Here is a 12,071-nt window from a genome sequence, read left to right on the forward strand (position 1 = left end):
CTTTCGCGGGGATGACATGCTGAGTTTGCAGCGAGCGATCAAAACTCCACGCCCTTCTGCCCCTTGATGCCGGCGCGGAATGGATGTTTCACCAGCGTCATCTCGGTCACGAGGTCTGCCATCTCGATCAGCTCCGGCTTGGCATTGCGGCCGGTGATGACCACATGCTTGTCCGCCGGCTTCTCGTCGCGCAGGAAGGTCAGCACGTCGTTGAGATCGAGATAGTCATAGCGCAGCACGATGTTGAGTTCGTCGAGCAGCACCATGCGATGGCGATCGTCGCGGATCAGCTCTTTCGCCCGTTCCCAGCCGGCCGTCGCGGCGGCGATATCGCGCTCGCGATCCTGGGTCTCCCAGGTAAAGCCTTCACCCATGATATGAAGCGTCACCAGTTCCGGAAATTTCGCCAGCACCCGCGCTTCGCCGGTGTCCCATGATGGCGACTTGGTGAACTGCACGACGCCGACCGGCATCTCATGGCCGATATGGCGGAATACCATGCCAAGCGCGGCCGAGGTCTTGCCCTTGCCGGTGCCAGTGTGAACGATCAGCAGACCCTTCTCGCCCACTTTGGTCGCCATGATCTTGTCTTTGGCGGCCTTGTGCTTGGCGGCCTTCTCCTTGTGTCGCAGGTTTTCTGCGGCGTGATCGGCTGCGGAGTCGCTCATGCGTGTTCCCTCGCGATTTGCTTGGTATTCATCAATTCGGAAATCAGATGTTGCGCACTGTTGGAGCGCGGCGTCCACAATCCCCGGCGGATCGCCTCGGCAAAGCGTGCCGCGGTCTCCTGCAGCGCTGCCGGATTGGCCAATGCCATGAAGTCGCGAACCTTATCATCCTCGAGATAGGCTGAGAACAACTGGTCGAAATGGTGATTGCCGACGGCATCTGTCGAGGCGGCGAAGCCAAACAGATAATCCACCGTCGCCGCAATCTCGAACGCGCCTTTATAGCCATGGCGCATCACGCCGGCGACCCATTTCGGATTGGCGCCGCGACCACGCACCACGCGCGAGATCTCGTGCGCCAGCGAGCGCGCAATCGGCGCTTCCGGGCGGGACGTATCGATATGCGCGACGCGCGGCGCTGAGCCACGCAACGTCTGCACGGTGGCGGAGAGGCCCCCGATGAACTGGTAATAATCGTCGGAATCCAGAATGTCGTGTTCGCGATTGTCCTGCGTTTGCGCCACGAGATCGACGGACTTCAGCCGCTCTGAAAATTCGTCGCGTGCGCTCTCGCCTTCGTTGCCAGCGCCATAAGCATAGCCGCCCCAATCGAGATAGACGTCGGCAATATCGGCCCGGTTGTTCCAGCCGCCTTCATCGATCAGCGCCTGCAAGCCTGCACCATAAGCGCCAGGCTTGGAGCCGAACACACGGCGCATCGCCTGCCGGCGTGCGAGTTCGCAGGTCATACCGCCGGCTTCCAGCTTGTGCGCGCGAGCGCGGACATTGGCAGCGATGGGATTGGCATCATCGGGCTCATCGAGCTCCGCCACGGCGCTGACAGCCGAGCCGATGATATCCATCTGGGTCGGAAAGGCATCGCGGAACAGGCCGGAGACACGAAAGGTGACATCGACGCGCGGCCGCTTCAACTCGGACAATGGCGTGATGGCGAAGCCGGTGACGCGGCCTGACGTCTCTTCCCAGACCGGTCGCGCGCCGATCAACGCCAGCGCCTGCGCGACATCGTCGCCGCCGGTGCGCATATTCGCGGTGCCCCAGGCCGACAGCGCGATGCTGCGCGGCCATTCGCCGGCCTCCTGCCAATAGGCCTCAACCAGACGCTCAGCTGCGAGCTGCCCGATGCGCCAGGCCGAGGGTGTCGGAACCGCACGGACATCGACAGCGAAGAAATTGCGGCCGGTCGGCAACACATCGGGCCGTCCGCGCGTCGGCGCGCCGGACGGACCGGGGCGGACAAAGCGGCCGTCGAGGCCCTTGAGGAATGCGGCCATCTCGGCGTCGCCGCAAGCATCGATGGCGGGACGCAAAAATGTATCGATCCAGCCGAGCACCTGCGCTGTCTGCGCCCAGCTTGGATCGCAAGCGCATTCGCCTGCGATAAGTTTCAGCGCCAGCATCTCGATACGTTCGATCGTATCGCCCGTGGTTCGCCATGGCACGTCGGATATGTCAGCCAGCATCTTCGGGCGCGGACCGAGATAATCGTCGGCCATCTCACGCATCAGTGGATCGAAACCACGGAGCCCGAGATCAATCGCCAAAGCGCGATGCAGCGACGCATCCTGCGCACGGATATCGGAGCGCGGCAGGCGCGCGATGGAGACAAGTAGATCATTGCGCTGCGCGTCGTCGGGCTTGCGGCCGAAGATGTGAAGCCCGTCGCGGATCTGCATTTCCTTGAGATCGCAGAGATGCGCATCGAGCGCGCGCAGCGCTTCATAGGTCGGCGTGTCGCGATTGATGTCCACGTCGCTGTCGATCTGCTGGGCGCGAGCGAAGGACAGGATGTCCTCGGCGATAACGGCAGCGCGCTTCGGATCGAGATCGCTCGCCGCAGCATACTCATCGACCAGGCTTTCGAGCCGGGCGAGATCGTCATGCAGTTCCGCCCGGGTCATCGGCGGCGTCAGGTGATCGACGATGACGGCCGAGGTGCGGCGCTTGGCCTGGATGCCCTCGCCGGGATCGTTGACGATGAAAGGATAGAGATGCGGCAGCGGACCGAGGATCGCATCGGGCAGGCAACCGGCCGAGAGGCCAGTGCTCTTGCCCGGCAGCCATTCGAGATTGCCGTGCTTGCCCACATGCGCGATCGCATGGGTATCGAATTCCTGACGGAGCCAGAGATAGAACGCGAGATAGTGATGCGGCGGCACCAGATCCGGATCGTGATAGGTGCTCTTGGGATCGATATTGTAGCCACGTGCCGGCTGCACGCCGACGACGATATTGCCGAAGCGATGCAGGCCGAGACGAAACGCATCATCGACCACATGCGGATCGTCTGCAGCATCCCCCCAACGCGCTTCGACGGCGGCGCGGATGACGGCCGGCAATCGTGCGAACGCTTTGCGATAACTTGTCAGCGACCATGTGGCGCCGCCGCTGCGCACGGCGCGCTCATGAAGCGCATTGGTGGGACCTTGCTGCAGCAGCTCCATCATCGCGGCCGATGTTGATGGCGCATCCACGGCACGATAACCGGCTCCCTGCATCGCCATGATGATATCGACGAGGCTCTGCGGTGTGTCGAGACCGACGCCGTTGGCGAGCCGGCCATCGCGGTTCGGATAATTGGCGAGGATCAGCGCGACGCGACGCTCGGCGATTTCCGTGCGGCGCAGACGCACCCAGGCACACGCCAGATCAGCGGCCGCATCGATGCGATCCGGCACCGGCCTCAGCAGCGTCGGCGTGAAACCGCCGTCGCTTTTGCCGCGCTCCTTGAAGGCGATGACATTCGCGAAAATACGGCCATCTACTTCCGGCAGCACCACATGCATCGCCAGATCGCGCGGCGTGAGGCCCCGTGACGAACTTTCCCAACTCGCATGCGAGATGCCGGCCTGTGCGACCTGCAGCACAGGGCAACCCGATGCGGACAAGACGCCAGCGTCGTCGTTGGCGGTCGCGGTCGCGAAGGCTGTCGCGTTGATGATGACATCAGGCGGGAACGCCGCAAGCGCCGCGCGCAGGAAGGCGAAAGAGCGCTCGTCCTTCAGGCTGGTAACATAGAGGCAGACCGGATTGAGCCCGCGCGCATCCAGGGCATCGCGCAGCGCTGCGATCGCGGCCGTGTCTCCGCCTGCGACCAGCGCACGATAGAAGATCACCACGGCGTTCGGACGCTCGTCGCCCAAAGGCGCCTGCGGCCAGAATCCTGCGGATGGCATCGGCCGCGCGGCAGGCGGCTTGTCACCCTGCCCGATCAGATGTGCGGCGTAGCGCAGCGCCAGCGTCGCATTCTCGACACCGCCTTCGCTGCAGTAGCGCCACAGCGCATGCGTCGCATCGGCAGCGATCGTACCACGTGCGGCAAGCTCCGCATTCCAGTCCATCTCGCCGGGAATGCAGGCGAACAGTGCGCCGCGCGCGATGGCATCGCTGCGCAGGCTCTCGACGCCATGCGGCCAATAGCTGATGCCGCCCAGCATGCGCAGCAGCACGATCTTCGCTTTGGCCAGCGTCCGCTCGACATAGAGATCGACGGAGGCGGGATGGCCGAGCGCGAGCAGATTGGTCAGCCGCACGCTCGGGAAGTCCGCGCCAAGACTCGCATGCGCCGCACCGAAGGCGGCGAGATCGCTGTCCGCCGCAGACAGCACGACAATATCCGCCGTCGCCTGCCCGAGATCGCGGGCGACGTCGCCGTCGTCAATGCTGCCGGAGGTGTCGAGCTTGAGATGCATGCGGGTGGTGGTTCTTCCTGTTGTGCGAGGACCTCAGTGCTCCCTCCCCCAAGCGAAGCGCAGTGGGGAGGTCGGGGTGGGGCAACCCATGCGACGTCCGAGTATGCGGAAGCACCCTACCCGTCTCGAACGTTGCGCGTTCGATCCACCCTCCCCACTGCGCGGCTGCGCCGCCTGGGGAGGGAAAGAACTAAGCCGCCAGTGCCTTGCGCACGGCGTCGGCATCGAACCCCTTCAACCCGATCACCACCAGATGCTCGGGATGACTCACATCCGGCCGCGCGAAAGCGAGGTCGACGCGGGCGCCGACGGCCTGCACCACGATCGGCGCCGGCTTGTCGGCAATCCGTGCATGACCCTTGACGCGCAACACGCCTTCGATGCCGAGCGCTGCGCCAACGCGGGCGCGCATGGCGTCGAGATCGCCGGCGGCACCGGGTTTGATGACAATGCTGTCAAAATCATCGTGATCGTGTTCTTCCTCCTCACCGTGATGACCGACGCGGGCCGCCATATCATCTTCGGCTGCAGCGTTGAGGCCGATCAGCACGCTTGGCGCGAGATCGCCCTTGGAGCGGACGATGCCGACGCCCGCGCGAAGCTCGGCCTTCAGCTTGGTTTCGATTTCGGCGAGCTGCTCGGCGCTGACAAGATCGCTCTTGGAGAGCACCACGAGATCGGCGCAAGCGAGCTGGTCTTCGAACACTTCTTCGATCGGATCATCATGCTCGATGCCTTCGTCGGCCGCACGCTGCTCGGCGACCGCATGCTCATCGAGCGTGACGCGGCCTTCGGACAGCGCCAGGGCGTCGACCACAGTCACGACGCCATCAACAGTCGCACGCGTCTTCACGGCCGGCCATGCGAATGCCTTCAGCAAAGGCTGCGGCAATGCGAGGCCGGAGGTTTCGATCACGATCGCATCGAGCGGACGCTCGCGCGACAACAGCTTTTCCATGGTCGGCACGAAATCGTCGGCCACCGTGCAGCAGATGCAGCCATTGGTGAGTTCGACGATGTCGCCGGGGGCACAGGCTTTCGCCGCGCATTCCTCGACAAGGCCGCCGTCGAAACCGGCATCGCCGAATTCATTGACGATCACGGCAATGCGGCGGCCGTCGGCCTGGGTGAGCAGCGAGCGCAACAGGGTGGTCTTGCCGGCGCCGAGAAAGCCGGTGAGGACGGTGACGGGAACGCGGGACATTCAATTCTCCTGAAAACGCTTGAGCCAGAGAGGAAGGCCGGCAGCGACGAAAGCCACATTGTTGACGGCCGCGGCAATGGTCTGGTTGAGGCGACCCTGCGCATCGCGGAAGGCACGGCCGAGCGGCGTCTCCGGCACCAGGCCGAGACCGACTTCGTTGGACACGAACACGATGGGATAGCGCGAGACATCGAGAAAGCGGACCAGACGCTTCGCCTCGACCTCGGGATCGCGCTCGGCCATCATCAGATTGGACAGCCACAGCGTCAGGCAATCGACGAGAATGACGCGGCCGATGGTGGATTCGCGCGTCAGCGTATCGACCAGCGCCAGCGGCTCCTCGATGGTGATCCAGTTTTCGCCGCGCTGCTTGCGATGCTGCGCAATGCGCGTCTGCATCTCATCGTCGTCGCCGGCGGTCGCTGTGGCGAGATAGACTTTTGTGAGCTGCATCTCGCCGATCAGGCGCTCGGCAAAAGCCGATTTGCCGGAACGTGCGCCGCCGAGAACCAACGTCGTGCCGAGCGATGTCATTTCGGTGCCCTGCCGTCTTCCGGAGACCAGCGCAACGGCGGCACGCGCGCCACCATGCCCTTGCGCAACACATCGGCGCGCTCGCGCCATGGCACCAGACCGTAGTCCGATTTCTGATAGGACTGCACGAAGGATGCGACGGCATCCGGGCCGGTGTCGGTCAGCAGGTCGCCGAACAAAAACGTGTAGCCGTCCTGGCTCGTCACCGCGACCGTCGTCGGACGCTTGCAGACGCTGAGACACTGCACCGGGCGCACCATCACATCCACATCGCGCGCATCGAGCGCGGCCGTGACCGCTTCCAGCATCGCGGGACCAACCACGGCGCCGTCGGTCGCCTTGCAGTTCACGCACACGCTCACCACCACCGGCGCCGAGGGCAGCGGGCGTGGCAGATCATTGACGGCAAGGTCGGCGGACAAGGTCGGTGCGTTGCGATCCATCACGGGCTCAAATCAGGCGAGCTTTGTTGGGTCGCGCGGATGCTGCCATCCGCTCGCTCCCGTCCGGTGCACCCCGCCCCGACGACGCCTCCAAAGCACAATTCGTGACGGCAGGTCTCCTGGCTCGCGAGTCGGCGCCCATCACCGCCTTCCCAGCAATTCCCCGATCAGGAACTCCCAGTGGCACCGGCGCGGGCTCATCGCTTACAGTTGCGGGGGCAGCGCCGGTATCGCACCGGCTTCCCTTTTCACCTTCCACGCGGAAGGACCATCGCCGCGGACGCTATCTGCCCCCACAGTCCGGGTCAACCACGGCCGGAACTGCGCGCCTGCTGTTGACCGAATGGCCGCGGATGCGCGAGACAGGCGGCCAAAGGAACCTGATTTTGAACACACAAAGCCCCATCTGGCAGCCGCCGGCCATCGCGCCCCTCGATCCCGCCACCGAGGCCAGCCTGCGCGCGGTCATCGACGGCAAGGCCAAGCCGCCGGGTTCGCTCGGGCGAATCGAGGAATTGGCCCTCCAGCTCGGCATGATCCGCCATCCCGGCGAGCCGCGCGGCGAGAAAGCCGTGCTGCTGGTCTTCGCCGGCGATCACGGTCTCGTGGCCGAGGGCGTGTCGCAATATCCATCCGCGGTCACCGTCGCGATGGTCATGACCTACCTCGCCGGTCGCGCCACTGCCAATGCGTTCGCCAAGGCGAATGCCATCGACGTTCGCGTCATCGATATCGGCGTCGCAGCGGAACTGCCGGTGCATCCAGGTTTGCGCGACGCCAAGGTGCGCTTGGGCACCGCCAATGCCGCGCGCGAGCCCGCAATGACGTCGGAACAAGCTGCCACTGCACTCGCGCATGGCATCCGCATCGCGATCGGTGAGATCAAGGCCGGTGCCGATATCATCGCGCTCGGCGAAATGGGCATCGGCAATACCGCCTCCTCCGCGTTGCTTGCACATCGCCTCGCACCAGCGACGCTCACTGACTGCATCGGTGTCGGCGCCGGCCAGGACGATCTCGGCATGGCCCGCAAGCGCGCTGCGATCGAGATGGCCGCCGCGCGCAGCGATGCCACCGCGCCGCTGGATGTGCTCGCGGAATTCGGCGGGCTCGAAATTGCCGGCATGGCCGGTGCGATCCTAGGGGCGGCGTCGCAACGGCGGCCTGTGATCATCGACGGTTTCATTTCCAGCGTCGCCGCTATGCTGGCGATCAGGCTCAGCCCTGAGGCGCGCGGCTATTGCGTGTTCGCGCATCGCTCCGCCGAGCGCGGACATGACCTCGTTCTGAACGCGCTGGATGCAAAGCCCTTGCTCGATCTTGGCCTGCGGCTCGGCGAAGGCACCGGCGCGCTGCTTGCGGTGCCGCTGGTGCGCGCCGCTGCGCGGCTGCTGACCGATGTCGCCAGTCTCGACGATGTGCTGGCGGGACGCATCTAGATGACGCCGGATCCGCATCTGCTCAATGCGATCCGTTTTCTCACGGTGCTACCGACGCCGCATGCCGATGGCGCGCCTGCGCCCGACTGGCTGGCGCGGGCGATGAAATATTTTCCGCTGGTGGGCGCCGGCATCGGCTTGGCCTGCGCCGTCGTTTATGTTGTCGCCTGTCACGTCTGGTCGCCATCGATCGCCGCCCTGCTCGCCGTGACGACGAGCATCGTGCTCACCAGTGCGCTGCATGAGGACGGCCTTGCCGACACCGTCGATGCCTTTGGTGGTGGCTGGACGATCGAAAAACGCCTCGCCATCATGAAGGACAGCCGCATCGGCACTTATGGCGCGCTGGCGCTCGGGCTTGGCTGCGCCTTGCGCATCGCAGCGCTGGCAACGCTGCCGCCTTGGGCCGGCGCGACGGCACTGATCGCTGTGCATGCCGCGGCACGTGCGATACCGGCTTTCGTGATGAATCGCCTCGCCTATGCCGGCGACACCGCAGCGATGAAAGTGCGCTACGCCGAGGCGCCGGTGCCGCGTGATGATATCATATTTTTGCTCGTCATCGTCGCGCTGGCGGTGATTCCGCTTGCGCTCATCTCGTTCAGGTCGGCCGTTCTCGGCCTTGTGCTCGGTGCCCTGCTCGGCGCCCTGCTCGCGCGCTGGGCCAGGCGCATGATCGGCGGTTATACCGGCGATGTGCTCGGCGCTATCGAGCAGGTGTTCGAGATCGGTTTCCTGCTCGGCGTCGCCGCCGTGCTCAGATAGGCCAGCGCAACGGCAATTGATACGGCTCGCCTTCGGCGGTGTCCGCACCGCGGCCGATGCGTGCGATGGCTTCGCTCATGCGCCCAGCACGTCCGAGCATGTCGTCGGCAAGCTTCACCATCAATTTGTTCGGCGTCACGTAAGGTGAGCGGCGCCGCAGCTCATCGGCGATCTCAGACTCGTAACCGGGATTGCGATCGCAGGCGATCGCATAGGCGGCCGCGCTCGAACGGCTGATGCCAGCCCAGCAATGCACCAGCAGCGGACGCTCATCCACCGCGCCGCGGCCGAAGGCGAGAATGGCGCGCATGACATCGGCGTCCGGTGCAATCAGATCCGGCGTCAACTCCACGATGTCATGAAACGACAGCTGCACATGCCGCTCGCGCGCGATGCCGTTCCAGTCGCGTGCAGCCGCGCTAGGCGATAACAGCGTGAGCAAATCGAAGTCCGCGAGTGACGCTGCAAGAGCGGGAAGTCCGCTCAGCGAACTAACATAGATCATGGTGAAGGCCTGCAATCCCTGCGCAATGCTCGTCAGTCAATCTTAAACAAGTTTGAGTAGGTATTAAGCTGACGCTCTATTTCAGTAGTTACTCAATTTGGATCCGGCACGATGTCCAGGGTTTTTGACACATTCGCCGACCAATTGCCGGATTTGTTGCGTTTGCCGCGCGACAACCCGGAATTGATACAGGCCAAGCTTGCTGCTTTCACGCGGCAAGTTCCGATGATGTATGCCATCGTCGTGTTCAATACATGGGCGCTGGCTCTCACCTTTGACGGTGCGGCTCCACGCTCGCTGACGCTCGATATGCCGGCCGCATTGAGCGTAATTTGTGTGTTTCGCATCATGGGCTGGTGGAGATCGCGGAACCGCGAATTGCAGACCGATCAGGCGGTCGCCAAGCTGCGCAGTTCGATCATCTTCGCAAGCATCCTGGGGGTCGCTTTCTGCGCCTGGAGCCTGAGCCTGCTGCCGTATGGCAACGATCTCGCCAAAAGCCATGTGGCTTTCTTTATGGCGGTCACCTCGATCGGCTGCGCCTTCTGCCTGATGCATCTGCGCGCTGCTGCACTGATCGTGATGAATTTCGTCGTCATTCCATTCGCGATCTATTTTGGCGCAAGCGACAGCCCGATCTTTGTCGCCATTGCATTCAACTTCGTGGTCGTCACCCTCGCCGTTGTCATCATGCTGCTTGGCAATCACAAGGATTTCGAACAGCGCGTGAATTCGGAAAAGGCGCTGCTTGCCAAACAGGCCGAGCTGCAGCTGCTGAGCGACCGTAATTATCGGAACTCGAACACCGATAGCCTTACGGGCCTACCGAACCGCCGCAATTTTTTCACCGAACTCGAGCGCGCAATCATCTCGGCCCGTATTACCGAGTGCCGTCTGTCGCTCGGCATCATCGATCTCGATGGATTCAAGGCGATCAACGACGTACATGGTCATCGCATCGGCGACCGCTTGCTGCTCAAGGTCGCCGACCGCCTGCGCGCGCATCTCGATCCGCAGACCTTTCTCGGCCGTCTCGGCGGCGACGAGTTCGTCATGTTCAGCAACCCGTTGCAGGACGAGCAGGCGATCAGCGATGCCGAGCACAAGATCATCGGCTTGTTCGACGCGCCATTCGAGATCGGCAATATCGCAGTCCGTATCGGCTGTTCGGTCGGCTATGCGCAATTCCCCGACGCAGCCCAGACCGCTGAAGACCTGTTTGAACGCGCCGACTATGCGCTTCACTTCGGCAAGCAAAACGGGCGTGGCCGCGTCGTTTGCTTTAGCGCCGAACACGAGGCGACCATCCGCAAGGCCAGCCAGATCGATCAGGCGCTGCTGAATGCCGATCTCGACCAGGAACTCTGGATCGCCTATCAGCCGATCGTCTGCGCTCAGACCGGGCGCACCGTCAGCTTCGAGGCGCTGGCGCGCTGGCGCAATCCGGAACTCGGCGATGTGCCGCCGATGACCTTCATCGTCGCCGCCGAGCGCTCCGGCATGATCGCGCAACTGACGCCGCTGTTGTTGCGTAAGGCACTGGAAGGCGCTCTGAACTGGCCCGAGAATGTTCGCATCTCGTTCAATCTCTCGGCCGAGGATGTCGGCTCGACGCTGTCGATTCTCAAACTGATCGCGGTGATTCAGCAGAGCGGTGTCAAAGCCAATCGCATCGATTTCGAGATTACGGAGACCGGCGTGATGCGCAATCTTGCGCAGGCCTCGCAGGCGCTCAATGCGTTGCGCGCGCTCGGCGCCCGCATCTCGCTCGACGATTTCGGCACCGGCTATTCGAGCCTGAGCTGCATCCGCGAATTGCCGCTCGACAAGGTGAAGATCGATCGCAGCTTCATCAGCCGGATCGAGATCGATCCGGCGGCCCGGCTGATCCTGAAGACCATGATCGGCATGTGCAGCGATCTCGGCCATGACTGTATCGTCGAAGGCGTCGAGACTGCCGAACAGATCAGTTTCCTTCGCGCGGAAGGCGCCAGCTTCATGCAGGGCTATGCCTTTGCGCGGCCGATGCGCGGCGACGAGGTCGCGACCTATCTCGAAAAATCAGGCGAAGCGTCCAGCATCGAGGCACGCTTCCACGGCTGACATGGCCGCTACGCGTTCTGCCCGTCGAGCAGCCGCACCGCTTCATACAGCGTGGCCGCCCCGACGGCGAGTTGCTCGGGCGATGTGTACTCTTCCGGACAGTGGCTCTTGCCGTCCTTCGATGGCACGAACAGCATCGCGCTTTTGCCGACATGCGACATGAAGGCAGCGTCATGGCCTGCACCTGACGCAAGCGTGGTGGTGGAATAGCCGAGTTTCTCCGCGGCACGGCCTAGAATATCGCGCAGATGATCGTCGCAGGGTGACGGCGGATTTTGCGAGATGATGCCGAATTTGGTGCGATCGACGTTCGCACGATCGGCGATGGCCTGCGTCTCGCTATCGAGTATGGCCACGAAGTCGGCGACGATCTCGGCCTTCTCAGCGCGGATATCGAGGATCATCCGCGCGCCGCCGGGAACGACATTCGAGGCATTGGGGCTGATTTCGAGAATGCCGCAGGTCGCAACAAAATGGCCCTGCTTGCGGGCTGCGTATTCATTGGCCTTGCGCGCCACCAGCAGCACGATCTCGGCAGCAGGGAGTGAAGCATCCCGGCGATATTGCATCAGCGTGGAGCCCGCGTGATCGGCGGCGCCCGTGAGCACGATTTCGACCCGCGTGATACCTGCGATGCCAGTGACAAGAGCGATATCGAGCTTGCCTGTTTCGAGCACGATGCCCTGTTCGATATGCA

The 12,071-nt window shown here is 63.5% G+C and carries 10 protein-coding genes and 1 riboswitch; of the genes, 3 read left to right on the forward strand and 7 right to left on the reverse strand.

The genetic code is table 11. From position 1 onward, the window contains the following. Positions 1-38: 38 nt before the first annotated feature. The 5 genes from cobO to ACIQ2A_RS11025 form a co-directional block, all read right to left on the reverse strand. Positions 39-668: a cob(I)yrinic acid a,c-diamide adenosyltransferase gene (gene cobO / locus ACIQ2A_RS11005; protein WP_398478857.1), complete on the reverse strand. Its 630-nt coding sequence runs from the start codon at positions 666-668 to the stop codon at positions 39-41. Further along, complete coding sequence (cobN, locus tag ACIQ2A_RS11010) at positions 665-4,381, reverse strand: cobaltochelatase subunit CobN (RefSeq protein WP_398478859.1); 3,717 nt, start codon at positions 4,379-4,381, stop codon at positions 665-667. The genes cobO and cobN overlap by 4 nt, the downstream gene beginning before the upstream one ends. Before the next feature lie 190 nt (positions 4,382-4,571). After that, entirely contained in the window at positions 4,572-5,585 is a 1,014-nt protein-coding gene (gene cobW, locus ACIQ2A_RS11015) for a cobalamin biosynthesis protein CobW (RefSeq protein ID WP_398478861.1), read from the reverse strand. Continuing rightward, positions 5,586-6,119 carry a bifunctional adenosylcobinamide kinase/adenosylcobinamide-phosphate guanylyltransferase gene (gene cobU / locus ACIQ2A_RS11020; protein WP_398478864.1) on the reverse strand — a complete coding sequence of 178 codons (534 nt, stop codon included), beginning with the start codon at positions 6,117-6,119 and terminating at the stop codon, positions 5,586-5,588. It abuts the gene before it with no gap. After that, on the reverse strand, positions 6,116-6,562 hold the full coding sequence (locus ACIQ2A_RS11025) for a DUF1636 family protein (RefSeq protein ID WP_398478866.1): 447 nt from the start codon (positions 6,560-6,562) through the stop codon (positions 6,116-6,118). Before ACIQ2A_RS11025 ends, cobU begins: the two co-directional genes overlap by 4 nt. 91 nt (positions 6,563-6,653) lie before the next feature. Next, positions 6,654-6,850: riboswitch (cobalamin riboswitch) on the reverse strand. Between the two features lie 65 nt (positions 6,851-6,915). Between ACIQ2A_RS11025 and cobT the strand changes: the two genes are divergently transcribed. After that, the gene (cobT, locus tag ACIQ2A_RS11030; protein ID WP_398478868.1) at positions 6,916-8,001 is read left to right on the forward strand and encodes a nicotinate-nucleotide--dimethylbenzimidazole phosphoribosyltransferase; all 1,086 of its coding nucleotides are present in this window, start codon (positions 6,916-6,918) and stop codon (positions 7,999-8,001) included. After that, positions 8,002-8,766 (forward strand): adenosylcobinamide-GDP ribazoletransferase, encoded by a 765-nt coding sequence (gene cobS, locus ACIQ2A_RS11035; RefSeq protein WP_398478870.1) that lies wholly within the window; start codon positions 8,002-8,004, stop codon positions 8,764-8,766. On the opposite strand, the gene ACIQ2A_RS11040 is transcribed toward cobS, so the two are convergent. Beyond that, positions 8,759-9,271 carry a tyrosine phosphatase family protein gene (locus ACIQ2A_RS11040; protein ID WP_398478872.1) on the reverse strand — a complete coding sequence of 171 codons (513 nt, stop codon included), beginning with the start codon at positions 9,269-9,271 and terminating at the stop codon, positions 8,759-8,761. The genes cobS and ACIQ2A_RS11040 overlap by 8 nt on opposite strands. Positions 9,272-9,382: 111 nt before the next feature. Here ACIQ2A_RS11040 and ACIQ2A_RS11045 point away from each other — a divergent pair, with 111 nt between their 5' ends. Continuing rightward, positions 9,383-11,374, forward strand: a complete 1,992-nt coding sequence (locus ACIQ2A_RS11045; RefSeq protein WP_398478874.1) for a putative bifunctional diguanylate cyclase/phosphodiesterase — start codon at positions 9,383-9,385, stop codon at positions 11,372-11,374. An 8-nt stretch (positions 11,375-11,382) separates the two neighbouring features. On the opposite strand, the gene ACIQ2A_RS11050 is transcribed toward ACIQ2A_RS11045, so the two are convergent. Beyond that, positions 11,383-12,071: M20/M25/M40 family metallo-hydrolase (locus tag ACIQ2A_RS11050; protein WP_398478876.1), on the reverse strand; the 689-nt coding region annotated here is incomplete at its 5' end.

Source organism: Tardiphaga sp. (genome assembly GCF_044336785.1).
Classification (GTDB): Bacteria; Pseudomonadota; Alphaproteobacteria; order Rhizobiales; family Xanthobacteraceae; genus Tardiphaga.